The sequence below is a fragment of the Enterobacter cloacae complex sp. SHL020 genome (assembly GCF_049236945.1).
Classification (GTDB): domain Bacteria; phylum Pseudomonadota; class Gammaproteobacteria; order Enterobacterales; family Enterobacteriaceae; genus Enterobacter; species Enterobacter dykesii.
On the sequence record NZ_JBMKJF010000006.1, the window covers coordinates 133,211 to 158,525 of the forward strand.

Annotated in this window: 21 protein-coding genes; 5 read left to right on the plus strand and 16 right to left on the minus strand. The window is 56.8% G+C overall.

What is annotated here, in order from left to right:
• Nucleotides 1-51 precede the first annotated feature (51 nt).
• Genes flhE through flhB form a run of 3 tightly spaced genes read right to left on the minus strand, consistent with a single transcriptional unit; the run spans nucleotide 52 to nucleotide 3,663 of the window.
• A complete protein-coding gene (gene flhE / locus ACOTZB_RS15835) occupies nucleotides 52-444 on the minus strand; it encodes a flagellar protein FlhE (protein ID WP_047652334.1) in 393 nt (130 codons plus the stop codon).
• Complete coding sequence (gene flhA / locus ACOTZB_RS15840) at nucleotides 444-2,522, minus strand: flagellar biosynthesis protein FlhA (protein ID WP_421627728.1); 2,079 nt, start codon at nucleotides 2,520-2,522, stop codon at nucleotides 444-446. Before flhA ends, flhE begins: the two co-directional genes overlap by 1 nt.
• The gene (gene flhB, locus ACOTZB_RS15845) at nucleotides 2,515-3,663 is read right to left on the minus strand and encodes a flagellar biosynthesis protein FlhB (protein WP_193806450.1); all 1,149 of its coding nucleotides are present in this window, start codon (nucleotides 3,661-3,663) and stop codon (nucleotides 2,515-2,517) included. Before flhB ends, flhA begins: the two co-directional genes overlap by 8 nt.
• Nucleotides 3,664-4,129: 466 nt before the next feature.
• Between flhB and ACOTZB_RS15850 the strand changes: the two genes are divergently transcribed.
• From ACOTZB_RS15850 to ACOTZB_RS15865, 4 genes are all read left to right on the plus strand, one after another.
• Complete coding sequence (locus ACOTZB_RS15850; RefSeq protein ID WP_421627730.1) at nucleotides 4,130-4,744, plus strand: fimbrial protein; 615 nt, start codon at nucleotides 4,130-4,132, stop codon at nucleotides 4,742-4,744.
• Nucleotides 4,745-4,881: 137 nt separating this feature from the next.
• Entirely contained in the window at nucleotides 4,882-5,574 is a 693-nt protein-coding gene (locus ACOTZB_RS15855; RefSeq protein ID WP_421627732.1) for a molecular chaperone, read from the plus strand.
• 9 nt (nucleotides 5,575-5,583) lie between these two features.
• Nucleotides 5,584-8,124: a fimbria/pilus outer membrane usher protein gene (locus ACOTZB_RS15860; protein ID WP_421627734.1), complete on the plus strand. Its 2,541-nt coding sequence runs from the start codon at nucleotides 5,584-5,586 to the stop codon at nucleotides 8,122-8,124.
• Nucleotides 8,125-8,128: 4 nt separating this feature from the next.
• Nucleotides 8,129-9,295 (plus strand): fimbrial protein, encoded by a 1,167-nt coding sequence (locus ACOTZB_RS15865; RefSeq protein WP_421627735.1) that lies wholly within the window; start codon nucleotides 8,129-8,131, stop codon nucleotides 9,293-9,295.
• A 48-nt stretch (nucleotides 9,296-9,343) separates the two neighbouring features.
• On the opposite strand, the gene cheZ is transcribed toward ACOTZB_RS15865, so the two are convergent.
• The 11 genes from cheZ to ACOTZB_RS15920 form a co-directional block, all read right to left on the minus strand.
• Nucleotides 9,344-9,988, minus strand: a complete 645-nt coding sequence (gene cheZ, locus ACOTZB_RS15870; RefSeq protein ID WP_023312251.1) for a protein phosphatase CheZ — start codon at nucleotides 9,986-9,988, stop codon at nucleotides 9,344-9,346.
• Nucleotides 9,989-9,998: 10 nt separating this feature from the next.
• Nucleotides 9,999-10,388 (minus strand): chemotaxis response regulator CheY, encoded by a 390-nt coding sequence (cheY, locus tag ACOTZB_RS15875; RefSeq protein WP_008500431.1) that lies wholly within the window; start codon nucleotides 10,386-10,388, stop codon nucleotides 9,999-10,001.
• Nucleotides 10,389-10,405: 17 nt separating this feature from the next.
• Nucleotides 10,406-11,455, minus strand: coding sequence for a protein-glutamate methylesterase/protein-glutamine glutaminase (locus ACOTZB_RS15880; RefSeq protein WP_008500430.1), 1,050 nt, complete (start codon nucleotides 11,453-11,455; stop codon nucleotides 10,406-10,408).
• Nucleotides 11,452-12,318 (minus strand): protein-glutamate O-methyltransferase CheR, encoded by an 867-nt coding sequence (gene cheR / locus ACOTZB_RS15885; protein WP_014884342.1) that lies wholly within the window; start codon nucleotides 12,316-12,318, stop codon nucleotides 11,452-11,454. The genes ACOTZB_RS15880 and cheR overlap by 4 nt, the downstream gene beginning before the upstream one ends.
• Nucleotides 12,319-12,337: 19 nt before the next feature.
• Nucleotides 12,338-13,939 (minus strand): methyl-accepting chemotaxis protein IV, encoded by a 1,602-nt coding sequence (gene tap, locus ACOTZB_RS15890; RefSeq protein WP_023312254.1) that lies wholly within the window; start codon nucleotides 13,937-13,939, stop codon nucleotides 12,338-12,340.
• A gap of 44 nt (nucleotides 13,940-13,983) precedes the next feature.
• Nucleotides 13,984-15,651: a methyl-accepting chemotaxis protein II gene (gene tar / locus ACOTZB_RS15895; protein ID WP_421627737.1), complete on the minus strand. Its 1,668-nt coding sequence runs from the start codon at nucleotides 15,649-15,651 to the stop codon at nucleotides 13,984-13,986.
• Between the two features lie 84 nt (nucleotides 15,652-15,735).
• Complete coding sequence (locus ACOTZB_RS15900) at nucleotides 15,736-16,698, minus strand: spore coat U domain-containing protein (RefSeq protein ID WP_421627739.1); 963 nt, start codon at nucleotides 16,696-16,698, stop codon at nucleotides 15,736-15,738.
• Nucleotides 16,695-19,079 (minus strand): fimbria/pilus outer membrane usher protein, encoded by a 2,385-nt coding sequence (locus ACOTZB_RS15905; RefSeq protein ID WP_421627740.1) that lies wholly within the window; start codon nucleotides 19,077-19,079, stop codon nucleotides 16,695-16,697. Before ACOTZB_RS15905 ends, ACOTZB_RS15900 begins: the two co-directional genes overlap by 4 nt.
• Entirely contained in the window at nucleotides 19,055-19,810 is a 756-nt protein-coding gene (locus ACOTZB_RS15910) for a molecular chaperone (RefSeq protein ID WP_421627742.1), read from the minus strand. Before ACOTZB_RS15910 ends, ACOTZB_RS15905 begins: the two co-directional genes overlap by 25 nt.
• A 16-nt stretch (nucleotides 19,811-19,826) precedes the next feature.
• Nucleotides 19,827-20,375 carry a spore coat U domain-containing protein gene (locus ACOTZB_RS15915; RefSeq protein WP_421627743.1) on the minus strand — a complete coding sequence of 183 codons (549 nt, stop codon included), beginning with the start codon at nucleotides 20,373-20,375 and terminating at the stop codon, nucleotides 19,827-19,829.
• A gap of 12 nt (nucleotides 20,376-20,387) precedes the next feature.
• Nucleotides 20,388-20,960, minus strand: coding sequence for a Csu type fimbrial protein (locus tag ACOTZB_RS15920; RefSeq protein WP_045404424.1), 573 nt, complete (start codon nucleotides 20,958-20,960; stop codon nucleotides 20,388-20,390).
• A gap of 429 nt (nucleotides 20,961-21,389) precedes the next feature.
• On the opposite strand from ACOTZB_RS15920, the gene ACOTZB_RS15925 reads away from it, so the two are divergent.
• A complete protein-coding gene (locus ACOTZB_RS15925; protein WP_045326773.1) occupies nucleotides 21,390-22,649 on the plus strand; it encodes a dicarboxylate/amino acid:cation symporter in 1,260 nt (419 codons plus the stop codon).
• 104 nt (nucleotides 22,650-22,753) lie between these two features.
• Here ACOTZB_RS15925 and cheW read toward each other — a convergent pair whose 3' ends face one another.
• Together cheW and cheA are read right to left on the minus strand one after the other, a co-directional pair.
• Nucleotides 22,754-23,257, minus strand: coding sequence for a chemotaxis protein CheW (gene cheW / locus ACOTZB_RS15930; protein WP_023312262.1), 504 nt, complete (start codon nucleotides 23,255-23,257; stop codon nucleotides 22,754-22,756).
• A 19-nt stretch (nucleotides 23,258-23,276) separates the two neighbouring features.
• Nucleotides 23,277-25,313: a chemotaxis protein CheA gene (gene cheA, locus ACOTZB_RS15935; RefSeq protein WP_421627745.1), complete on the minus strand. Its 2,037-nt coding sequence runs from the start codon at nucleotides 25,311-25,313 to the stop codon at nucleotides 23,277-23,279.
• Nucleotides 25,314-25,315: the final 2 nt, after the last annotated feature.

Below are 25,315 nucleotides of genomic sequence, written 5' to 3' on the forward strand. Positions count from 1 at the left end.
TTTGAGAGCCAGCCATCAGAATGGCCTGATGGCTGGTGAAAAGGCAGGGTGTTAGCGATAGTTCACGATGACGGAATTACTCTGGACTTTCAGCGCCGGGATTAAGCGCCCCCCGCCCGGCACTTCCCAGATGAAACGCAAAGGTTCAATGGCCGGTACGCCGTTGAACGCCTGCGTCGTGCCATTTTCACCGTCGATTTCCGTACAGCGTGTCTGAGAGCAGAGGCGCACTCGCAGCCCTGCGGGGGTTGGGCCAATCAGCCGGTAATTCCAGACCACAAGGCCCATCAGACCGGAAACCTCTTCAGCAGGCGCCAGCGGGTTAGATGACATGGCAACACCCCGGTTGCTGAGGGTCACTCCCATGCTGCTTGCCTGCCACGTGCCCTCCCCGGCAGCCTGCGCCACCAAAGGGAAAAGCAAAATCCAGATCCATTTACCCATTATTTTCCTCCAATCGTCGCGGTCATGCGGATATGACGGTTATCCGACAGCTCCAGATTCGACAGCACGACCAGCTGGTTCAGGCTGCGACGCAGGAAGCGCGACAGCAGCGGACGCAGCGCATGGTTAACCAGCAGCACCGGCGGCGCGCCCAGCATCTCCTGACGCGTCAGCGCCTCCTGCGTTTGCGCCAGCAGACGATCCGCCAGGCCCGGCTCCAGGCCGCCCCCGCCCTGCAGGGCCTGCAGCAGCAGGCGTTCAAGCGGCGTATCGAGGCCAATGACCTGCACCTCTCCGGTTCCCGGGAACCACTGCTGGGTGATCGCACGACCCAGCGCCACGCGTACCACCGCCGTCAGCTCGTGCGGATCGCTTTGTATCGGCGCATGCTCGGCAAGGGTTTCGAGAATGGTGCGCATATCGCGGATCGGCACTTTCTCTTCGAGCAGGTTTTGCAGCACCTTGTGCAGCGTGGTTAAGGTCAGCACGCCCGGGACCAGGTCTTCCGTCAGCTTCGGCATCTCCTGCGTGACGCGGTCAAGCAGCTGCTGCGCTTCCTGACGGCCAAACAGCTCTGCCGAGAATTGTCCAATCAGGTGATTAAGATGGGTTGCCACCACGGTACTGGCTTCGACAACCGTATAGCCCTGGATTTGCGCCTGCTCTTTCAGCGCACTTTCAATCCAGATAGCGGCCAGGCCAAAGGCCGGATCGATGGTTTGCTCACCCGGCAGGGTGCCTGCAGCGGTACCCGGGTTAATCGCCAGCCAGCGGCCCGGATAGGCATCGCCGCTGCCAATTTCAACGCCTTTCATCAGGATGCGATAGCGCGCGGGCGGCAGGTCCATATTGTCGCGGATGTGTACAACCGGCGGCAGGAAGCCCATATCCTGCGCGAATTTTTTACGGATACTGCGGATACGGCCAAGCAGCTCGCCATCCTGCTGGAAATCGACCATCGGGATCAGGCGATAGCCCACTTCCATTCCCAGGGAATCTTCCAACTGAACGTCGTTCCAGGTCGCTTCGACGGCCTGGGTATTCTCCGGCATTTTTACCTGAACAGGTTCCGCTGCCGGTTTGATTTCACGGCCACGCATCCACCAGGCAAGCCCCAGCAGACCCGCCGTAAACAGCAGGAAGACGAGGTTTGGCATACCCGGCACCAGACCGAGCAAACCCAGAACCGCAGCGGCCAGCAGCATCACGCGCGGGTTGCTGAAGAGCTGGCCCACCATCTGCTCGCCAACGTCCTGGTCGGTACTCACGCGGGTCACAATCACACCCGCCGCCGTGGAGATAACCAGCGCCGGGATCTGCGCGACCAGGCCGTCACCAATGGTCAGCAGCGTATAGCTTTCCGCCGCGTGGCCCATGTCCATCCCGTGCTGCAATACCCCCACCAGCAGACCGCCGACCACGTTAATCACCATGATCAGAATGCCCGCGATGGCGTCACCGCGCACAAACTTACTTGCACCGTCCATGGAGCCGTAGAAGTCCGCCTCTTGCGTCACTTCCGAACGGCGTTTTTTGGCTTCATCTTCGGCGATAAGGCCGGCGTTCAGGTCGGCGTCGATCGCCATCTGTTTGCCCGGCATCCCGTCCAGCACAAAACGCGCGCCCACTTCCGCGATACGCCCTGCACCTTTGGTGATAACCATAAAGTTGATGATAACGAGGATAACGAACACCACGATACCGATAGCGAAATTGCCGCCCACCAGGAAGTGGCCGAACGCCTCCACCACTTTACCTGCCGCTGCCGCACCGGTGTGACCTTCCATCAGGATGATACGCGTGGACGCGACGTTCAGCGCCAGTCGCAGCAGGGTGGTAAACAGCAGAATGGTCGGAAAAGCGGCAAACTCCAGGGTACGCTGGGTGAACATCGCCACCAGCAGCACCATAATGGACAGCGCGATATTGAAAGTGAAAAGCAGATCGAGGATGAATGCCGGGAGCGGCAGTACCATCATCGACAGAATTAGCAGGATCAGAATCGGTCCGGCAAGGATCTGCCATTGGGTCGATTTCAGGTTGCCGGGCAGGCGCAACATTGCCACCAGATTAGCCATCAGTGTCCTTCTCGTTCATAAAATCCAGCGCGGCAGGCACCGGAAGGTTCTCAGGTTTCACAGGCCGCTGACCGCCAGCCAGACGCCAGCGCTTCAACTGCCACACCCAGGCCAGCACTTCCGCCACCGCGGCGTAGAGTTGTCCCGGGATCTGTTGTCCAATGTCCGCATGGCGGTACAGGGCACGCGCCAGCGGAGGGGCTTCCAGGATAGGCACGCGGTGTTCTGTGCCGATTTCCCGGATGCGCAGTGCGATCAGTCCGGCCCCTTTCGCGACGACCTTCGGCGCGCTCATTTTGTTTTCGTCATAGCGCAGCGCAACGGAATAGTGTGTCGGGTTGGTGACGATGACGTCGGCCTTCGGTACATCTTCCATCATGCGGCGACGGGCGGCGGCACGCTGCATCTGGCGGATGCGCCCTTTTACGTGCGGGTCACCTTCCATCTGCTTATATTCGTCACGGATATCCTGACGCGACATACGCAGCTTTTTGAAGTGGGTATAAAGCTGGAAGATCACGTCAAAACCCACCATCGGGATAATGCTGAGCACCACCAGCAGCGCGCAGAGCCCAACCAGATTCAGCGCGTTGCTCATCGCGGTGAGAGGCGATTCGCTGATAAGACGCATCATTTCCGGCCAGTGGTACCAGAGGTAAAACCCCGCAGAACTGCCCATCAGCACCGATTTGAGAACGGCTTTGAGCAGCTCAGCCCCGGTCTGCGCAGAGAACATTTTCGCAATACCCGACAGCGGGTTCAGTTTGGAAAATTTCGGCTGCAGCGATTTGGCACTGAAAACCAGACCGCCGAGCATCACCGGAGAGACCAGCGCGACCAGCACGACCCCGGTAATCAGGGGCAACAGTGCGACCATGGCCCCTTTAATAAGCTGAATAATCTGGCTGAGGATCAGATTCTGATCGTTGACCATGCTGTGGTCAAAACGTAAGCCGGTGGACAACATTCCCGCCAGCTTGCGGGCGAGCGACTCCCCGCCCCACCAGATAATGCACACCCCTACGATAAGGATCAGCAGGGAGGTTAATTCTCGGGATCGGGGGATCTGCCCTTCCTCACGCGCCTTTTCTAGTCGGTGGGGTGTGGGGGCTTCCGTTTTGTCGTCGTTCTCTTCTGCCACAGTGCATGCTCAGCCCATTACGTCACGGGTATCATGCCAGCACGGCCTTTCATCAATGGGCTGATAAACCCCTATAACCGGGTCTTTTTATCCAGTTTAAGACCACCCTCTGCAATTCGGGTGAGTGAAAAGAGGGCAAGAAATGTTCGAACGAACATTCTCCAACTTTTGCGATGTGTTTCATATTACAAAATGAATTAAACGCAGTTTTAAAGAACATTTACTCTAAAATATCCCGAAAGAAAATTAACATAACCATCGACTTTAACCTCCCGGCATTGCAGGAATGATATAACTATGTAAATTCAATAATCCAGAACCATTGAAATTATATAAACCATCACCCCACAAAATCCAAAAATGGATAAATCTGTATAACATTAACCCTGAGACTCTCTTACCCGCAGAAAATTAAATGCTATAATTTCACGCGATATAATTTACTTTTCACCTGAAGGCAAAATGCATGCCAGGCATTTCTTTTTTACGTAAAGGAAAAATTAAGATGAATTTCAAAAAGAATATTATTGCGGGCCTAGCCCTTGCAACACTGTCGATGAATGGTTTCGCCGCAGAAATGAATGCCGGCACTATTCACTTCACGGGTGAAATTATCGAATCAAGCTGCACTATTCAGGGTGATAATGATACGGACAGTACTGTCCCGCTGGGTACCTATCCAATATCATTGTTTACTGCTGTTGGGACGGAAAGTGCACTTATGCCATTCTCCATCACGCTTGCCAACTGCCCGTTGCAAAGCGATGGTCTTCCGGCTGTCCAGCTGACTTTTAACGGCCCAACAACCCTGACCGGGGCCAAAACGCTGCTGGACGTCAGTAAAATTACCACCACGGGCGATACCGCGGCCACCGGTATCGGTGTTGCCGTCAGCCTCGCGGGTAAAGATGATAAGCTCATCACGATGGACGGCGCCGAAGGGCAGGTCTATATCGAACTGGCGTCAAAACCCGAAGATACGATTAAAGCTGATTTTAATGCCCGCTATAAATCATTTGCAGCTGCGGTTACGGCCGGTCCGGCAGACGCTGATATGACAGTAAATATTCTTTACCGTTAATAAAAGCATTACTGACATTCATAATATAAATAGATTTAGGCCTCATGACGTTTAAGGAGTCATGATCTGATATTAGTCCGAATCCGTATTCGGACTAATATCATTTCGCCTCACCCTCCTTTATTAAAGGTTTCACTATGCGCATATCACTCCATGTCTTATTATGTATTCCTGTCATCGCAAGCACTTTTTGTCACGCAGCAGGTATTCAGATAGGTCGCACACGCATAATCTACGATGCCGCGAAAAAGGAAGTTGCCCTGCCCTTACAAAATAATGATAAAGAGCTTCCATGGTTAATACAGTCATGGACGGATACGGGTGATGGTAAAACGCACGGACCGTTTATCGTGACACCGCCTCTCTTTCGACTCGATCCGCAAAAAGAGCAAAGCCTGCGCATTACCTGGAACGGGACAGCCTTAGCAGGGGATAAAGAGTCGCTGTTCTATATGAACGTGCGAACCGTCCCTGCCACGGCTACGGATGAGGATGACAAAAACGTCCTGCGGTTAATCTATAAAACGCGTCTGAAACTGTTCTGGCGTCCTGTCGGACTGAGCGGTACGCCCTCTGAATCCTGCAAAAACCTGCGATTTGCTCGTCATGGTCAGCAACTCACCGTCATCAACGCAGGGGCGTTCTACAGCGTCTTTGATTCACTTGCGCTGGGTGCGCACAAAGTGGAAAAAGCCGACATGGTTGCCCCTAAATCCCGCGCTGACATTCCTCTCCCTGACAATGCTCAGGGTACGAGCGTCACCTGGCGCTGCATTACCGATTACGGCAATGCTTCCGAAAAATATACCTCCCCCCTGACGCAGGATTAAAAGACCGCGATGATGACAGGACGTAATGAGTTGTCGTACGAGCGGCTCTTTAGACTGAATCCGCTTCTTCGCTGCCTTGGCGGTGTCTTGCTCATCGCGAGCTTCTCGACGCTGGCCCGTGAGTATCGTTTCTCTCCCTCATCGCTTGAAGGAGACATGCTGGCCCAGCAGGATATCAACCTTTCACTCTTTTCAAAGTCGAATGCTCAGCTACCCGGCACCTATTCTTCACGAGTGCAGGTGAATGAGCGCCGCTTGAGCACCACCAATATCGTTTACGTCAGCTCCCCGGAAGGGTCACTGATACCTCAGCTCACACCGGATATGCTGCGGGCATGGGGGATTGCTATCGATCGGTATCCCGCCTTGCTTGCGTTACCCGCCAATAAGGCTTTGCCTGAAGATATCAGCAACTATATCCCTCTGGCCTCCGCGCGGCTTGAGTTTTCAACCATGACATTAGCGTTGAGTATTCCTCAGGCCGCGTTAAGTGGTACCAGTCGCGATTACATCGATCCTTCGCGCTGGGACGACGGTGTCCCCGTGTTGTTCAGTGACTACGCTTTCTCAGGATCAAAAAATAAGGAGAGCGGTGACAAAAGCGCCACCAGTCAGTATCTGAATTTGCGCACAGGCGCCAACCTGGGAGGCTGGCGAGTGCGCAACTATTCAACGTGGAGCAATTCTGACAGTGAAAACCTGTGGGAAAACATCAATACCTTCCTGCAGCATGACGTTGACGCCCTCAAGGCGCAGTTCACGGCCGGGGAAAGCAACACGCGGGGCGAGGTATTTGATAGCTTACAGTACCGGGGCGTCAACCTTGCGTCGGATGAAGAGATGCTTCCCTATAGCCAACGCGGCTATGCCCCTGTCATACGCGGCATCGCCAGTTCAAACGCTGAAGTCTCGGTGCGCCAGAACGGCTATCTCATCTATCAGCAAAACGTCGCGCCGGGTGAGTTCGAGATCAACGATCTCTACTCCACGACCAACAGCGGCGATCTGGACGTTACGGTGAAAGAGGCTGACGGCACCGAGCATCACTTTACGCAGCCCTACTCCAGTATCGCAGTTATGCTGCGGCCTGGGCGTATGAAGTACGAAATGACGGTAGGCCGTTATCGTGCTGAAAGCGGGAGCGATCAAAAGGAACCCGACTTTTTCCAGGGAAGCATGATTTACGGTTTAAATAACCTTTTCACCTGGTTTGGAGGGCTGACGCTCTCGAAAGACTATAACGCAGCCAATACCGGTGCCGGTATGGCGCTCGGGCCGCTGGGCTCGCTGTCCGCTGACGTTACCCTGGCCGACACCCGCCTGGACGATAACAGCCAGCATACCGGCCAGTCATGGCGTTTGCTTTATACCGGTAAACTGGATTCGACCGATACCAACTTCAGCCTCGGCAGCTACCGATACACCAGCCGCGGATATTACAGCTTTGTCGACGCCAACCAAATGCGTGACGGCCACGAAGACGATCTGCTGTTTCGTTACAATAAACGCAACCGCATTCAGGCCAGCATTAGCCAAACCGTTGCTGGGGCGAGTCTGTATCTTAACGGTTATCAGCAGGACTATTGGGGCACCACTAAAAAAGAGCGCAGCCTGTCGTTTGGATTTAATACCGTTGTTGCCGGCACGAGTTATCACATGGCCTATACGTACAGCAAAACCAACGACGAAGAGTCTGACAGGATGGTCTCTTTGGGATTTAGCATTCCTCTCGCCAGATGGCTGCCACGCGCCTGGAGTAGCTATAACATCAGCAATACTAAAAATGGCTATACGCGGCAAAACGTGGGCCTCAGCGGCACGCTGCTGGACGACGAGCGTTTGAGCTACTCGTTGCAGCAGAGCCATTCCAACCACGACGGGGAGGATATCAGCAGCGTCTATGGCAGCTACCGTTCGCAATACGCCAACCTGACCGCCGGATATTACGCCTCCACTGATGACTCTCAGCAGCTTAATTACGGCATTAGCGGCGGTATTGTTGCCCATCCTGAGGGAGTCACGCTGGCTCAGCCTCTGGGCAGCCAGTTTGCTATCGTCAACGCCAACGACGCGTCCGGTGTCCGTTTTCTGAACCAGCGTGGTATTCAGACCGACTGGCAGGGTAATGCAGTCATTCCATCGCTCACTCCGTACCAGGAGAACAATATTCGTATTGATACCTCGAGCCTGCCGGAAAATGTAGACACCAGCGATACCGCCATCACCGTCATTCCTTCGCGCAACGCGGCGGTGTTGGCCAGATTTGACGCTCACACAGGCTATCGGATGTTGGTCACCCTGAAGCGTCCAAACGGCCTCCCCGTTCCCTTCGGCGCCATCGCGACCAGTAGCGCCCCGGTGATAAGCGGCATTGTCGATGATACCGGTACCGTCTATCTGGCAGGCCTTGGTGATACCGCACAGCTCACCGTGAAATGGGGCAACGGCAAGGGCCAACAGTGCCGCGCCAGCATTACGCAACAGTCAGCCAACCAAACCGAAAGCCCTAACGGTATTCGCTCGGTTAGCGAGCTTTGTCAGCAGGAATAAGCACATGAGAACTATACTCAAGAAACAGGCCGTCTGGGCTTCATTGGCCACGGCACTGAGCCTGACCGCAACCTGCCCGTGCAGGGGTGCGGTGACTTTACTTCATAACTGCTTCGGTGCACCGCAAGCCTACACCACGTCGTTCGATCATGAGTTTTCGTCCAGCGAAAATATCGCCAATCATGACTATGATGTGCCTAATCATCTGGTCGGCAATGGCCCGGTGATAGTGGCCAACTGCGACTGTCCCGGAAATATGTTTTCGTCGAGCATGGTCTATGAAAAAACGTTTGCCGGGAGTCCGCTGAGTCCGGGAACAAACGGATACGGCTATTTGACCGAAAAGATTGATGCCGATATCACCGCCTACGCGGATGCAATCAACTCTCCGGACGGCACTTCATTGACCCCGATAGCTATCAATGAATACCCGACGTCCAGAAGTAATATGCGTAACACGACCGAGAATGCACTCGCCAAAACGGAGGGAGATGCCAACGTTTGCAGTAGTGGCACCCAGCCGAGTAATGCCGCGACAGTAAAGCGTAATTTCCGTTGGAACGTCGTTGCGATCCTGCTTCACATTAAAAAACCCATCCTGGGTGAAGAGGTGATCCCTTCGACGATCGTCGCGCAAAACTATTCCTGTCTTTATTTCGGCTCGGGGGGAAACTGCGATCCTGGGCAGGCAGACCAGGTCTCTGATATCTGGTTTGGCGGCACGCTATCTGCGCCGCTAAGCTGCATCATCAACGCCGGCAGCACCATTGAGGTGGAGTTTGGCGGCATTGTCAGCAAGCAATTCGTCATCAAGGGGCAACCGCCAAAACGTTATGCCCTCAAAAACGTTGATATTGCCTATCACTGTGATGATAACGCAGTGGGAAACACGGACCGGATAAAGCTTACGCTCACAGCAGATCAGGGCGTGGTGGACAGCAGTACGCCGTACATTGCGAAACTTCTGGACAGGGACGATCTCGGGGTGCGTTTATATGATGAAAACAGTCAGAACGTTGCGCTGGACGGTACCTATGAGTTTCCGGTGACGATGGACGAGCAGGGAAACGGTGTGGTCAAAATTCAGGCTGCGCCGGTCGGCACAACGAATGCCCCCCCGGCCCCGGGCCGCTTTGAAGGTAACGTGACGGTGAAGATGGACCTTCGATAATTGAATTACCCTCAGGTTGACGCCGCAGCCTGAGGGTAATCAGAACAATCAGAAGCCGAGGCTGTCCAGCAGATCGTCGACCTGATCCTGGCTTGCCACAACGCCCGCCTTGCTGGCGTCGAGCTGTGGACCATTGAGCAGGCTTTCGTTCTCGCGTTTTGGACGGGCTGCCGGTTCCGGAATGTTCTCCAGCAGAACCATCAGCAGCTGACGCTCAATCTCCTGGATAACATCCATCATGCGCTTGATCACCTGACCAGTCAGGTCCTGGAAATCCTGCGCCATCATGATGTCCAGCAGCTGGGCGTTGGTGAAGCTGGTGTGGCCCGGCACATCCCCCAGGTACTGACGGGTATCCGTCACCAGCTCGCGGGCATCCGCCAGCTCGATAGGATTTTCAAACCACTCGTCCCAGCGTTTGCTCAGCGCTTTCGCCCCCTTTTCCATCGCATCCTGGTGCGGCTGTGACGCTTCAACGCTGTTCAGCGCACGCTCCGCGGCCTGGGCGGTCATCTGCACGACATAGTCCAGACGATCGCGGGCATCAGGAATCGCTTCCGCGGCTTCGGCAATGGCCTGATCCAGCCCCAGCTCGCGCAGGCTGTCACGCAGCATGCGCGTCAGGCTGCCGATGCGGACGATGATATCGCTCGGCGAGTGTTCTTCAACGGGTTTCATAGCAGGTTGCAACATTTCCATCACCTCACATGCCGAGTTTCTCGAAGATCTTACCGAGCTTCTCTTCCAGGGTTGCCGCGGTGAATGGCTTCACCACGTAGCCGCTTGCGCCAGCCTGTGCAGCGGCGATGATGTTCTCTTTTTTCGCTTCTGCGGTAACCATCAGAACCGGCATAGACGCCATTCCGGCATCGGCACGAATGGTTTTCAGCAGTTCCAGACCGTCCATGTTAGGCATGTTCCAGTCGGAGATAACAAAACCAAACCCGCCAGCCTGCAGTTTGTTCAGCGCATCTACGCCGTCTTCTGCTTCTTCAACGTTGTTGAAGCCCAGCTCTTTCAGCAGGTTGCGCACGATACGACGCATGGTGGAAAAGTCATCCACAACCAAAAACTTAAGCTCTTTATCCGCCATAAAATAATACTCCTGAGTCAAATACGTATTGCCTGTCCGGCACTGATTTTCGCCAGCATCTGCTGGCTTACCTGGCTAAGATCGACCACTTCGCTCACGCCACCCATATTGATGGCCTCGCGCGGCATGCCGAACACCACACAACTTGCTTCATTCTGCGCAATCGTCCAGGCGCCAGCCTGGTGCATTGCAAGCATTCCGGCGGCACCATCGTTGCCCATCCCCGTCAGGATCACCCCAACGGCGTTGCGCCCCGCATGTTTCGCCACCGAATGAAACAGCACATCCACCGACGGACGGTGCCGGTTGACCGGCGGTCCGTCATGAATTTTGATTTGATAGTTAGCACCGCTGCGCGCCAGCTCCATATGCTTGTCGCCCGGGGCGATATAGGCATGCCCCGGGAGCACGCGCTCGCCGTCTTCCGCCTCTTTCACGCTGATCTGGCACAGCTTGTTCAGGCGTTCGGCGAACGAACGGGTAAAGCCTGGCGGCATATGCTGCGTGATCAGAATACCCGGACTTGAAAGCGGCAATGGCTGGAGTACATGACGAATTGCCTCTGTTCCTCCGGTTGACGCCCCAATGACCAGCAGTTTTTCCGAGCTGAGTAAGGGACCGGCCTTCAGGGTCGCAGGCGCAGCCATCGGCGTGTGGGCAGCAAGCTTCGCACGCGACGCGGTGCGGATCTTCTCGGCGATCATTTCGCTGTACGCCAGCATCCCTTCGCGAATGCCGAGCTGCGGTTTGGTGACAAAATCCACCGCCCCCAGCTCCAGCGCGCGCAGGGTAATTTCCGATCCTTTTCCGGTCAGGGAGGAGACCATTACCACCGGCATAGGCCGAAGCCGCATTAATTTTTCGAGGAAATCTATGCCATCCATGCGCGGCATCTCGACATCCAGCGTTAGCACGTCGGGGTTATATTTTTTAATTAAATCTCGCGCTACCAGAGGATCGGGCGCAGTGGCCACCATCTCCATGTCGCTGTGGCTATTGATAATTTCAGTCATGATCTGACGCATCAGCGCTGAATCATCGACAGACAACACCCTGATTTTACTCATGCTTTTTCCTTACTCAGCGCATACACCGTTTGCCCACGCAGGCTAAACTCACGCGCGAGGTTGCTGAAGTTTTCCGAGTGCCCGGCAAACAGTAAACCGTCAGGCTTGAGCAACGGAACAAACCGACGCAGAATGTCCTGTTGCGTCGTTTTATCAAAATAGATCATGACGTTACGGCAAAAAATGGCATCGAACGGCCCCGGCACGTTGTACTGCTTATCCAGCAGGTTAACGGGCGCGAATTCGACGCAGTTCGCCAGCTCCTGGCGTACGCGTACCAGGCCTTCATGCGGGCCCGTGCCGCGCATGAAATAACGCTGCAGCTGCTGCGGCGACAGCGTTTTCAGTTCATCCTGGCGATAAACGCCGTTGCGCGCCTTCTCCAGCACCTCGGTATCGATATCGCTGGCGTAGACCTTCCAGCGTCCGGGCGCCATTCCCAGCGTGTCAGCAAGGGTGATCGCCAGCGAGTACGGCTCTTCACCCGTCGAGGCGGCCGCACTCCATACGCGATACTCCCCGGTGCGACGGCGGGCGTGCTCGGCCAGAACCGGGAAGTGGTGAGCTTCACGGAAAAACGCCGTCAGGTTGGTGGTTAACGAGTTAATAAAAGCCTGCCACTCTGCGCTGTTCTGGTTCGCCTCGAGCATGCTCAGATAGCGGCCAAAATCATCCAGCCCCAGCGTACGCAAGCGCCGCACCAGACGGTTGTAGACCATGTCCCGCTTATGATCCGCAAGCACGATCCCCGCACGCTGGTAGATTAACTGACATATCCGACGAAAATGCGCGTCGGACAGCGCGAGGCGCTGTGTCATCTGCAACAATAATGACGTTTGCCCAGGGGGCATTGGTGATGTCATAGCGCCTTCTTAATTACATTCAGGATACAACTGGCACGGCCTGCGACCGCCCGACTTCTGTTACTGCTTCAACGTGCTCTTTCACATTAAATACCGCGACCAGTCCGGTCAGACGATCCGCCTGGCTGGCCAGCTGATCGGTTGCCGCTGCCGCTTCCTCTACTAACGAGGCGTTCTGTTGCGTCACCTGATCCATCTGGCTGACGGCCTGGGCAACCTGCTCAATGCCGCGGCGCTGTTCGTCCGACGCCGAGGCAATCTCGCCCATGATGTCGTTGACCCGCGTCACGGAGGTGACGATTTCGTGCATGGTTTTCGCCGCCGTATCCACAAGCGTTGAGCCCTGCTGAACGCGCGAAACCGACTCTTCGATCAGGACCTTAATTTCTTTCGCCGCGTTGGCGCTGCGGCTCGCCAGGTTACGCACTTCCCCCGCCACCACCGCAAATCCGCGCCCCTGCTCCCCGGCACGCGCCGCTTCCACGGCAGCATTCAGCGCCAGAATGTTGGTCTGGAACGCGATACCGTCAATCACGCTGATGATGTCACCAATTTTCTGCGAGCTGGTGGCAATCTCCTGCATGGTGCTGGCAACATGGGACGCCTGGTCGCCGCCTTTCTTTGCCGTCATCGCCGCCTGTTTTGACAGGTCAGACGCCTGACGCGCGTTATCGGCGTTCTGACCTACCGTCGCGGTCAGTTGCTCCATGCTGGCCGCCGTCTGCGCCAGCGAGGCCGCCTGCTGCTCGGTGCGGGACGAGAGATCGTTATTGCCCGCCGCAATCTCTGAGATCCCGGTGTGCATGGCATAGCTGCCCTGCCGCACGTCGCTCACCGTTTCCCGCAGCGATCCCTGCATCGCCTTCAGGCTGGCAAAGATCGCCGAAATTTCATTCTTGCCGAACACCGCCACCGGACGCGCCAGGTCCCCTTTCGCAATACTGTCGAAGTGGCTGCTGATAATCGCCAGCGGCTGCACGATCATTCTGCGCGACCAGAGCAGCGCCCCGCCGGTCAGCAGCCCTGCCAGAATCACCACCACCGCAAAGATGACGCCCGACATGTGATAGCTTTGACGGCTCTGGTCACCGGCACGCTGAACAGACTGGTTAATATCCTGCTGCCACGCGTTAAAGCTGCCGTCAAACGCCGCCTGAGACGCCTGAACCGGTGCGGTCATAAAGTCCGAAAGCTGGTTGTTCTCAAGCCACGTCGCCTGGTGGTCCAGATCGCTATACCACTGTTCAAAGTTCGTCTTCATGGCGGCCTTCAGCGCTTTCTCTTTCTCGCTGTCGGCGGCTTGCGCCGTAAAGGCTTTAAACTGTGCGTCAGCCTGCTTCAGGCTGTCGCGCGCGGTCGCCATCAGCGCTTTAATGTCATCCGGCGGATAACTCAGCGCGGTTAAGGTTCCCGCCTTGTTCAGCGCAGTGCTTGCCTGCAACAGCACGGCACGCGTTTGTGCCAGTGCGGAGCGCTGCTGATTACTCGCCTCAACTTCCTGCAAATTCTGATAGCCATCGCGAAACGCCCAAAAAGACAACCCGTTACTGCCAACCTGCAACACACCGCAAAGGATCAGAATCAAAAACAGTGTGGTCGAGATACGAATACGATTTAACATCCACGCTCCCATCAAGCGGCAAGCAGCCGCGGTTTAATTGTCAGTCAAAATGTTTCCCAGTTTTCATCTTGTCCGGTCGTCGCGGTGCGCGTACGGTTTGCAGCCGATTCAGCGGCTGGCGCGCGATACGTCGCCTGCGGGGTGACCGAGTTTCCAGCGAGTGAAGCGAGACGAAACGCCGAGACGGCCATCTTCAGACGGCTCGCCTGGTCTTCCAGAGCAGCGGCCGCCGCAGCGGACTCCTGCACCAGCGCGGCGTTTTGCTGTGTCACGCGATCCATTTCCGATACCGCCAGGGCAACCTGGTCGATACCACGACTCTGCTCATCGGACGCAGAGGCGATTTCACCCATGATGTCCGTCACGCGGGTAACGGCATTCACGATGTCATTCATGGTCTCCCCGGCGCTTTCCACCAGCACGGAGCCGGTATCCACGCGGGAGACGGAATCTTCAATCAGGGACTTGATCTCTTTTGCTGCGTTGGCGCTGCGGCTGGCCAGGTTGCGTACTTCCCCGGCCACCACGGCAAACCCGCGCCCCTGTTCGCCCGCGCGCGCCGCTTCCACGGCGGCGTTCAGCGCCAGAATGTTGGTCTGGAAGGCAATGCCGTCGATGACGCTGATGATGTCGGCGATTTTCTTCGAGCTGTCTGCGATTTCGTGCATGGTTTTCACCACGCCATCCACCACGCGTCCGCCGCGCTGCGCCGTCTCGGAGGCGCTTTCTGCCAGCTGAGACGCCTGGCGGGCGTTATCGGCGTTCTGCTTCACGGTCGCGGTGAGCTGCTCCATGCTGGCGGCCGTCTCTTCCAGGGCGGAAGCCTGCTGCTCGGTTCGGGATGAGAGATCGTTATTCCCCATCGCAATTTCGCTGGTGCCGGTATAGATAGCCTCCGACCCGTTGCGCACGTTGGCGACGGTTTCGATTAACGAACGCTGCATATGGTCAACGCTGTTTGCCAGCTCGGTGATCTCATTGCGCCCGGAGACGGTCAGCGTTTTGGTCAGGTCACCGCCGGCAATTTCACGAATATGGGCAATGACGTGGCCGAGAGGGTTCAGCAGGATATGGCGAATGCCGTACCAGACCGCAACCAGCACGATGACCAGCGCCAGCGCCATCACCGCCATCTGCCATTTCGCAAAGCGGTAGTCATTCTGGCTTTCCGTAAAGGCCGAGTGATAGAGATCGCCGCTGGCCTTCGCGTATTCCCCCAGCGCCGCGCCGAGTGCGTTTTGCATCCCCTGCGTCGGCTGCGCGAAATAGGCGTCCATATTGCCGCTCTCCAGGAACTGAATCAGCTCTGCCAGACCGGCATGGTAAGCGTTGTATTTTTCGTTAATGTTCTGGCTCACCTGCTCCATCGCAGGCTGTGGGGTAATCTTTTTAAAGGCGTCGTAATGTTTAGCGGCGTCAGCGAGGGTGGCACGGGCATTTTTCAACAGATCGGTTTTGGCGCTGCTCTGCTGATTGTTGGGGTCCATCATCATGCGCGCGGACGAGCGGCTCAGGTTGATACGCGTTTGCAGCATCAGATCCCACGTCGACGTGAGTTCACTCTGCTGCAGGCGGAGATCGTTCGAGGCCGCGAAGCTGTCCTGGTTCTGTTTTAATGACGAGAAAAAAAGCCCGCCGGAGATGAGCTGAAGAAGTGCGAAAATGACCAGCACCATCATGAGCATTGTGACAACGCGGATACGGTTCAACATACAACACCTTCTCATAGATTTATTAACGGTGTTATCGGCACAGCCCAGAGGAACTTTACATTTGCGAAAGGGAAAAGCGCGGGGTTAAAACGCCACGTCGACAATCAGCGTGTCGGTGTAGGTTCCGGCGGGCGGCGTGGCCTGATTGGTCAGGACCTTCGCCGTGTAGTTGTAGGTGCGCAGTAAACCGTCGGTACTGACCTGGGACGATACCGCGCTGGACCAGCGCTCGCTGCCGCTGCCGCCCCAGCGGTTACCGGTGGCTTCCTTATAGATGTCGTAGCTCATGGCGTTGCTGCCGCTCACCATCCGCCGCACGTTGTTCAGCGCGTTGGCGCCGTTATTAATGCCGATGGTATACGAACTTCCTTTGGTACAGGTGACGGCAATCGCCTGCGAGACGGTGGGGAAACTTTGCACCAGCGGTGCGCTGTTGAAGTTCACATCTGGCGTGGTCATGGCGCTGCAGTCGTTGGTGACGGTCATATCCAGCAGGATGGAGGTTGTCGCGGTTCCCGTCTGATTGATTGTGCAAATGCCAAGCGCGCCCACGGAGCAGACGCTGTAGTTAATGCTGAAGGTTAACTGCACCTGATATGGCCCGGCAGTCACGTTTTGCCCGGCGACGGTGCGGAAATAGAGCGGAATGTTGTACTGCTTTGACCCCAGCAACCCCAGCAGGGTACTCCCGCTCCAGGTATACGATTTACTTATCTGTACCTCGCTGCTGCTTGCGCATCCCGATAACCCGCACAGCCGGGTGGGGATCACGTCGGTGATGGCCGCGTTATCCGTGCGTTTCATCGTGGCCCGGCTGCTGCCCGAAACCGATGCCGCGGTGTAGGTCAGCGTTACCGAGTCGCTGGTCAGCAGATTCAGTACGGCATCGCAGGCCACCACCAGCGTGCCGGTGGTTTGAACTTCCCCGCTTCCGCTAAGCGCGAACGAGGTGACGCTGCCAAACGACGCATTAACCGTACTGACGGTACACGCCGCCCAGCCGCCGCCGGAGAACAGCAGCAGGATGAATAGCAGCAGGCGCGTCATGGCTCCTCCCGGCAAACCAGCGGCCCGTAGGTTTTCAGCTTGTGCTCCGGATTGGCCCCCACGGTCAGGGTAGTCTTGCAGCGCCTCCCGTCAGGTGCGATCACCTCCAGCGGGTTCACGTCGCTGAGATTTTCCAGCCAGGCGATGCCGTCATACCCCACCACCGCATTGCTGCGCGAGGCGCGTCGAACCTGACTTCCCACCGGCAACGCCTTCCCGTTCGTATCATGCAGAATAACGCTTGCCACCCGCTCCTGCTCCATCGGGAAATCGACCAGATAGCCGCTGTGACGGCGGATTGCGATCCGCCGCTCGGTCTCTTTCAGACGGGTATCCGCGGGCAGATTCAGGGTATCAATCCGGTAGCTGGCCGGGTAATACGCCGACACCCCGCTCACCAGCAGGTAGCCGTTGTTATTGGTTTTACCGACGGGCTGGTTCTCATAGCTGACGGGCACGTCCGGGTGGCCGTCGGTGCTGATGACCACAAACGCATCGTTAATCTTATTCGCCGCAAACAGCTCGCCGTCCATCAGCACAATGGCACCCATCGCCTCGCCCCACCAGGTCATGGTATCCCTTTCGCCATAGCCGCCACCCTGCAGCTCGATATTGTTATTGCGCCAGCCCAGCGTACCCTGTTGATAATCACTGGATCTTGACTGGTTGGCCCAGGCCATGTTCCAGCTGAACCCACCGTCAGAAGGCATGGAGTGGTTGTAGTTAATGCGCTGGGTACTGCCGGCATCCGGGGTGTTTTCAAAGGTGACGGCAGCGCTGTCGCGCGCCCCCAGCGGCACCTGCAGCGACAGCGCGACCGTCCAGTCTCCCCGCTGCCGATCCCGGCTACCGGCCAGGTAAATACTGCTCGCCCCCCACAGGTTGCGGCTCCAGGAGAGATTGAGCAGCTCGGTTTTTTGGCTGTCAAAACTCTCCACCCCGATCCAGGCCGCCCCGATGTTGCCGTACCGTCCCAGATTGAAGGTCAGCGAATACTGGTCCGTATTACGGCTGAAGCTAGCGATGGGTTTATCGTTCTCGTCATACACCGTCGGCTGGTCGTAGAGGGCCAGATTGCCAAAGCCGCGATCGCGACGGGTGTGCTGGGTGGCGACGCTAAACTCGCTGGTACTGTACTGGTAACCCCAGTTGATTTGCCCGCCCGCATCCCCGCGCATGCGGCTCTGCGAGTAAGCGGTATTCACCACGCCAAACTGGCCGAGTTTTATCACCGTCCCCGCACCGCCCAGCGCCAGCTCCTGCGCCCCTTCCGCGTGGCCCTCCAGCGTTAGCCAGTCCGTTATCCCGTAGCGATACGAGCCGCTGCCTGCCGCCGAGCCATAGTCAAAATTCTTGATACCGTAATTACGCCGCAGGCTGCCGAGCGTCACGGCACCGTCGCTAAGCCCTTGCTTAAGCAGGTCGCTGGTGACGTAAAACGGGAGCGTGGTGCTCACCTGGCGCCCCAGCGCATCCGTTGTGACCAGTACCGCATCCCCGGCGCCGTTGATATAGGGCAGATTAGTCAGGGTGAAGGGGCCCGGCTGAAGCTGGGTCGAACCGGAGCGATAGCCGTTGATAAAAAGATCGACCGAAGTGGGTACCGCGGCTTCCCCCGCGAACTCGGGCAGCGGCCATGTCACCAGGTCAGGACGCAGGGAGAAATCCCGCCCGACGCTTATCCCCCCCATCCGCACGCTGGAGCTCCAGCTCAGCGCATCGCTGATCACGTCCCCGGCGCTCCAGCTCATCGCGTCATCTTCGTTGGTGAACAGCAGGGTCGTGTCATAGCGGACATACCCTTCCTGCTGTCCGTCGTTACCGGTGAAATTTTCCCGCGCGTAACCGGTCGAGGAAAACGAGCCGTTCTCGTTGAAGTAGCGGAACTCATGCCAGATCGACGCCTGACCGCCGATATGTTCCGTGTGGTTGGTGTAGAGATCGTAATTCAGCAGCGCCCCGCGCCCATAGTGCGGTTTGGCCTGCGCCGCTTGCGCGCTGAAAGGCGTCACGCGGGCCGTCACCCAGTCGCGGGGAACGCTCAACAGCAGGCGCTGCGCGGCGCTGTCGTACTCCACCCTAACCTGAGCAAGCGAGGAGAGATTCACCTCTCCGGTGGGAACGTGCGCCGGGGGCAGCCCCGCGCGCAGCAAATCGGCGCTGGAGATAAAGAAAGCGCCTTTACGCTGCGTCACGGGCACGACCAGGCCGGTATCGTAGTGATTGACTACGATGGCCAGCTGGAAAACCGCTTCATCATTTACCGCCTGCGCCTGGGGAGGCGGCGGTAAACTGTCGTCGCCGGGCTCGGCCAGGCTCGCGGAGCTGACGCATAGCAGTAACATCATCGCCGGCTTCAGTTGACGGGCGTCGACTGCCATTGTTCGTCCCTGGCATTAATCTGCGCGCTCATCCGCTCTGGCTGACGAACGCCAGCGGGTATAGGCCAGCTGCGGGTGCTGCCCGGCAGAACGTAACCCAGCAATCCTTCCGCCACCGTACGTTTCTGACCTCCCTGCTCCAGCGCCACCTGGCTCAGCCTGACGTGGACATCCCCCCGATTTTTGACCTCCAGCGCAGGCTTACCCTCCGCCTGCGTCACCCGCCAGCTCAGGTTTTGGGTCTCCGCCAGCGCGTGATGCTCGCCCTCTTTGATGGTCGGGATCCCCTGTCCATATACGAACAGAGGGATGGAGTAACGCATCTGCAATTTCAGGCCGATGGCGGGTTCGGCTTTGGCATCTGGCTGGGGGATTTCATCGACGATAATGCGATAGGCCTGTTCAACCCCTGCGGGAACCGAAGCCTGTTTGATAAGGCGAATAAGCTGCTTGCTGCCTGTGCCAATCGTCACGATGGGCGGGCTGGCAACCACGTCCTGCTGCGCGGTATAGCGCTCGTGTCCGTCCTCCTGCTTCCAGCGCACGATGCGAACCTGCATCGTCGTGGCGCTGTTTCCCTGGTTCTGGATCCACAGTTCCGTGGCTTTGGCGTCTGCAGCAAGCCAGGGATCGATCGGCCAGAGCAGGATGGTGGCCGCCGCCTGCGCCTGGCCAGCACCCGCCATTCCCAACGCGCCCGCCAGACAAACCGGTCTGAAAAATGGCTTCATCAACACTCTCCCTTTATTACCATGACAAGGTCACGGTGAGCTGATCGGAATAGGTTCCCGCCGGGCTAAACCCGGTCAGTAGCGCCACGCCAAAAAGCGGCAGCGCGATGTTATTGCTGTTGGTATAGGTCACCGCTATCGCCTGGTTGACGCCAATTTCGCTGTTCGCGGCCAGCGAGCTGCTGCTGTAGAGCCGGTATGGCACCACGTCGGCGCCGTTAGCGCGCTTCATGCGGCGAACGGATGAATAATTTTGACCGCCATTAATGCTCATGCTCAGCGCCACGCCTGGCGTACAGGCAATAGACAACGCCCCGTTTGGCACAAAGCTGGTGCTCACCGGCGCGCTCTCGACGCCGTTATGGCTGCCAAAATCCAGCGTACCGAGAAGCCCTCCGCTACCGGTGGCCACCGCGCATCCCGGTACAATCGTCGCGCTGACCTTAAACGACTGGGATGTCACCGCACCCGCCGTGGGCATCATGAGCAATCCGACGATCAGCGCGAAAAAAGGCTGCACGCGTCCCTCTGCGCGTTTGCGCAGACCTGTGAGAGATGCCGTCATGGCGGTTCGGGACTAGTAGGTAACGCTGACGTTAATCGTGTCGGTGTAGGTTCCCGGAACGACCGTCACGCTGTTACCGCCGCCGGTAATCCGCCCGTAGAGGGTGTAACTGTCCACCCCTCCGGCCGTGGACGCGATCGGCAGCGCCGCGTTATTGGCAATCACGGTGTTAAACCCGCTGTCGCTGTACAGGCTGTAAGCCACGCCCTGTGCCGCGTTGGCCGTATTCACCAGATAGCGTTCTGGCGTGCCCGGCGAACCGACAACGGAGCCGGGCGCGGTGGAGTGGGTATTACCGGTGATCGCGACCGTATAGCTGGCGGTCGTACATTGAATGGTGAAGGTGTTTCCGCCGCTGGCGCCGCTCAGCTGCGTCGTAAGCGTGGAGAAGGTAGCCGGATGGGTACCGAAATCGAGCGTACCGAAGTTGATGCCACTTTGCGCGGGCGATCCGTTTATCAGACACCCGTTTGTCAGCGTCAGCGTCGCGCCTATAGTGCCGCTGCTGGTGACGGCCAGCGCCTGATGGGCCATTGTCGCAGTCAGTAAGGTGCCTGCGCCGATCAAAAGGAGTTTTCTTTTCATTTACCACCCTCCAGAAGACGTCTCCGTTCCCTTGCCACATTTTATTTTTGTCGTTCAAGATGTTAGCCCCGCTTAACGTTCCTCAGAGGGGGTTACTGAGAATTTAGTTTACGGATATCGCTTCGACCACCTGCCCCTTAACGCATAAGGCATATGTCTTATTGACTAAATTTTATTATAAATAACAGTAAGTTAAATAAATTCAGGCAGCGTTTTTTTTATATCCGGGGAGAATATATCCATTAAAGTGTGACGACGATCACAATATATCGTCAGCGTATTAACAACAAAATTAATAAAACTTAAAAAGGAGTTGTATCCCCCTACACTTTGCGTCAATTTATGTGCCGAATAATTTCCCGCATCGTAATAAAAAATTTATATGTATCGATGCGGGCTACATCTGAAGCGCATAGAGGGTCTTTTTTCGTGGCAAGTGCAAACAAACTCACACTCTTCATCGTGATATTCATGCTGGCGGGTATTCTTTCAGGGGCAGCAATTCATGAGTATGCATCTGCGGATGCCATCAAAGCCTGGTCGGATAATATTACCCTTCTGACCGATATTTTCCTCCGTCTGATCAAAATGGTCATTGCACCGTTGGTCTTCAGCACGCTCACCGTCGGCATTATGAAGCTGGGCGAAACCTCCACCATTGGCCGCGTTGGCGGCAAAGCGATGGTGTGGTTTATCAGCTCATCCGTGCTCTCTATTCTGGTTGGCCTGTTCATCGTCACGCTGGAGCATCCGGGAAGCGGTCTGAACCTGACGGTTCCGACAGAAGCAGTGGATACCGGCCTGGCCGTTGGCGGCATGACGCTGAAAGCGTTCCTGTCACACACCATTCCGACCAGTATCGCGGGGGCGATGTCGAACAATGAGATCCTGCAGATTGTGGTGTTCTCAATGTTCTTCGGCATCGGCGGCGCGTCGCTGGGGCAGAAATTCAACGCGCCGCTGGTGGCCGCGCTGGATGTGGTTTCCCACATTATGCTGAAGGTCACAGGTTACGTGATGTACGTTGCACCGCTGGCCATTTTCGCGGCGATTTCCTCCGTTATTGCCACGCAGGGTCTGGGCATTCTGCTGAACTACGCCTCCTTTATTGGCGGTTACTATGTTGCCATTCTTCTCACCTGCATGGTGCTGCTGGCCGTGGGTTACATGGTGCTGAAAAAAGAGGTGTTTCGCCTGGTCAGCATGCTGAAAGATCCGGTTCTGGTGGCGTTTACCACCAGCAGCTCTGAAGCCGCCTACCCGAAAACGCTGGAGCAGCTGGAGCGTTTTGGCTGCTCGCGCAACATCGCCTCTTTCGTTCTGCCGATTGGCTACTCCTTCAACCTGGTGGGTTCGATGGTGTACTGCTCATTCGCCTCAATGTTTATCGCTCAGGCGTACAATATTCATCTGAGCTTCTCGGAGGTGACGGTGCTGATGCTGACCCTGATGCTGGCGTCGAAAGGGATTGCGGGCGTACCGCGTTCTTCACTGGTGGTGCTGGCAGCAACCATTCCGAGCTTTAACATTCCGGTGGCGGGGATTCTGCTGCTGATGGGGATCGACCACTTCCTGGATATGGGCCGTTCCGCAATCAACGTGCTGGGGAATGGGATCGCAACCGCAATGCTGTCGCAGAATGAAGGCGCGCGGGAAGCTGAAGCGGAGCTGGTAAAGCAGGAAGCGTAAGGTGAAAAAAAGGGTGAGGCCTGATGCCCTCACCCCTTCCCTCTCCCACAAGGAGAGGGAGCAAACACAAAAAACGGCAACCTCGGTTGCCGTTTTGCATTTACTTACGCTACGTGACTCGCGGCGATATCCAGCAGTGCCATCTCATCGCTGTTCAGCAGCTTCTCAATGTTCACCAGAATCAGCATACGCTCGCCGAGCGCGCCCAGTCCGGTCAGATATTCGGTCGACAGCGTGACCGCAAACTCCGGTGCAGGACGAATTTGGTCAGAAGTCAGGGAAAGCACATCAGATACGCCATCCACCACGATACCTACCACGCGCTGCCCCAGATTCAGAACGATCACCACGGTGTTGTCGTCGTAGTCAACGTCGCCCTGGCTGAACTTCACGCGCAGGTCCACGATTGGCACAATGACGCCACGCAGGTTGGTGACACCTTTAATAAATGCAGGCGTGTTAGCGATGCGGGTAACCTGGTCGTAACCACGAATTTCCTGCACTTTCAGGATATCGATGCCGTACTCCTCATCGCCTAAAGTGAATACCAGGAATTCCTGCCCTGATGGCTCGCCCGCCAGTTTCGTTACATTACTCATACCGGTCATGTTATTACCTTCTACTTAATCAGGCGGCTGTGTACGCCACACGTTGTTCACGATTTAATCCCTGAAGCGCCGACACATCGACGATCAGCGCCACGCTACCATCACCCAGAATGGTGGCGGCAGAAATACCCGGCACTTTGCGGTAGTTGCTTTCGAGGTTCTTCACTACCACCTGGTGCTGGCCAATCAGCTGATCGACCAGCAGCGCGTAGCGACGGCCCGCGCTTTGCAGGATCACAACGATGCCCTGCGTGGCCTCTGTCTTCGCCCCGTCCACTTCGAACACTTTCCACAGCTCCACCAGCGGCAGGTACTCACCGCGCACTTCGAGCACGCGCTCGCCGCCCGCCAGCGGATGCAGATCTTCTTCACGCGGCTGCAGGGATTCCATTACGGCGTTTAGCGGCAGGATAAAGACTTCGTCCGCCACTTTGACTGACATGCCGTCGAGGATCGCCAGCGTCAGCGGCAGCAGGATGCGAATGGTGGTGCCGGAACCCTGTTTAGACTGGATCTCAACGTGGCCGCCCATCTCCTGGATGTTACGTTTCACCACGTCCATGCCTACGCCGCGCCCGGACACGTCGGTCACCTGCTCCGCGGTAGAGAAGCCCGGCGCGAAGATCAGCATGCCCACTTCTTCGTCGGTCATGTTGTCATTGACCGCCATCCCCTGCGAAATCGCTTTTGCCAGGATGCGCTCGCGGTTAAGCCCCGCGCCGTCATCGGTCACTTCGATGCAGATGTTCCCGCCCTGGTGTTCCGCAGAGAGGATCAGGTTACCGACCGGGGATTTTCCGGCGGCAATGCGGTTTTCCGGCAGTTCGATACCGTGGTCGAGGCTGTTACGCACCAGGTGCGTTAACGGGTCGATAATGCGCTCGATCAGGCTCTTATCCAGTTCGGTTGAGCTGCCCATCAGGGTCAGTTCAATCTGTTTATTCAGCTTGCTGGCAAGGTCGCGAACCAGACGCGGGAAGCGGCTGAAGACATATTCCATCGGCATCATACGGATGGACATCACCGATTCCTGCAGGTCGCGGGCGTTACGCTGCAGCTGACCCATGCTGGTGATCAGATCGCCGTGCGTGACCGGGTCCAGTTCGTTAGAACGCTGGGCCAGCATCGACTGGGTGATCACCAGTTCGCCCACCAGGTTAATCAGCTGGTCGACCTTCTCAACGGCAACGCGGATGCTGGTTGACTCGCTGGAGCGCGCGGCAGGTTTCTCCCCACGTCCAGGTGCCGCGGCCTCTTTTGGCACCGCCTTGAGCGCCGGAGCCGCAGAGGCCACAGCCGGTGCGGCGGCCTGAGCGACAACGGCCACCTCTTGCGCAGCGGCAGGGGCGTCAACCTCAGCCGTTTCGGTTTCGAAGGCGATCTGGTCAGCTTCAATCACAAAGCACAGTACCGCCACGATATCGTCCTGGCCAATACCGTCATCAAGCGTCGCGGCAAGGCTGTCTTTGCCTTTGACCACGTTGCTTAATTTCGCCAGGTTACCCAGCTCTTCTTCCAGCAGGTTAACTTCGTTCTCTTTGAGGCGTGACAGCACAACGCGCAGTTTGCCCGCTTGTGCAGCGGCTGGCGCGGCCTCGTCGGCAGCAACCGCATCGACAACGCTCAGTTTCGCCGCAGGGACAACGGCTGCAGCGACCTCACCTTTTGCTTCCAGGGCGAGCTGGCGCAGCGCATTGCAGATGTATTCAAAGCTGGCGGCATCAGGCTCTGCCGAACTTTTATAGGCGTCGAGCTGTTCCTGCATAATATCTTTGGTTTCCAAAAACAGGTTGATAATGTCGGTATTGAGCTGCATCTCACCGCGTCGTGCTTCATCGAGCAGGTTTTCCATTAAATGGGTTGTTTCCTGCAGGATGGTAAATCCAAACGTTCCGGCTCCGCCTTTAATAGAGTGCGCCGCACGGAAGATGGCATTGAGCTGCTCGGAGTCCGGTGCTTCGGGCACCAAATCGAGCAAGTGTTGCTCCATATCGGCCAACAATTCGTCGGCTTCATCAAAGAATGTCTGGTAAAAATCGCTAATATCCATGCTCACGC

What these genes read in the sequence shown, in the direction of transcription:
- flhE (WP_047652334.1), bottom strand. Translation starts at nt 444, where the DNA reads ATGGGTAAATGGATCTGGATTTTGCTTTTCCCTTTGGTGGCGCAGGCT.
- flhA (WP_421627728.1), bottom strand. Translation starts at nt 2,522, where the DNA reads ATGGCTAATCTGGTGGCAATGTTGCGCCTGCCCGGCAACCTGAAATCG.
- ACOTZB_RS15850 (WP_421627730.1), top strand. Translation starts at nt 4,130, where the DNA reads ATGCCAGGCATTTCTTTTTTACGTAAAGGAAAAATTAAGATGAATTTC.
- ACOTZB_RS15855 (WP_421627732.1), top strand. Translation starts at nt 4,882, where the DNA reads ATGCGCATATCACTCCATGTCTTATTATGTATTCCTGTCATCGCAAGC.
- ACOTZB_RS15860 (WP_421627734.1), top strand. Translation starts at nt 5,584, where the DNA reads ATGATGACAGGACGTAATGAGTTGTCGTACGAGCGGCTCTTTAGACTG.
- ACOTZB_RS15865 (WP_421627735.1), top strand. Translation starts at nt 8,129, where the DNA reads ATGAGAACTATACTCAAGAAACAGGCCGTCTGGGCTTCATTGGCCACG.
- cheZ (WP_023312251.1), bottom strand. Translation starts at nt 9,988, where the DNA reads ATGTTGCAACCTGCTATGAAACCCGTTGAAGAACACTCGCCGAGCGAT.
- cheY (WP_008500431.1), bottom strand. Translation starts at nt 10,388, where the DNA reads ATGGCGGATAAAGAGCTTAAGTTTTTGGTTGTGGATGACTTTTCCACC.
- ACOTZB_RS15880 (WP_008500430.1), bottom strand. Translation starts at nt 11,455, where the DNA reads ATGAGTAAAATCAGGGTGTTGTCTGTCGATGATTCAGCGCTGATGCGT.
- cheR (WP_014884342.1), bottom strand. Translation starts at nt 12,318, where the DNA reads ATGACATCACCAATGCCCCCTGGGCAAACGTCATTATTGTTGCAGATG.
- tap (WP_023312254.1), bottom strand. Translation starts at nt 13,939, where the DNA reads ATGTTAAATCGTATTCGTATCTCGACCACACTGTTTTTGATTCTGATC.
- tar (WP_421627737.1), bottom strand. Translation starts at nt 15,651, where the DNA reads ATGTTGAACCGTATCCGCGTTGTCACAATGCTCATGATGGTGCTGGTC.
- ACOTZB_RS15900 (WP_421627739.1), bottom strand. Translation starts at nt 16,698, where the DNA reads ATGACGCGCCTGCTGCTATTCATCCTGCTGCTGTTCTCCGGCGGCGGC.
- ACOTZB_RS15905 (WP_421627740.1), bottom strand. Translation starts at nt 19,079, where the DNA reads ATGGCAGTCGACGCCCGTCAACTGAAGCCGGCGATGATGTTACTGCTA.
- ACOTZB_RS15910 (WP_421627742.1), bottom strand. Translation starts at nt 19,810, where the DNA reads ATGAAGCCATTTTTCAGACCGGTTTGTCTGGCGGGCGCGTTGGGAATG.
- ACOTZB_RS15915 (WP_421627743.1), bottom strand. Translation starts at nt 20,375, where the DNA reads ATGACGGCATCTCTCACAGGTCTGCGCAAACGCGCAGAGGGACGCGTG.
- ACOTZB_RS15920 (WP_045404424.1), bottom strand. Translation starts at nt 20,960, where the DNA reads ATGAAAAGAAAACTCCTTTTGATCGGCGCAGGCACCTTACTGACTGCG.
- cheW (WP_023312262.1), bottom strand. Translation starts at nt 23,257, where the DNA reads ATGACCGGTATGAGTAATGTAACGAAACTGGCGGGCGAGCCATCAGGG.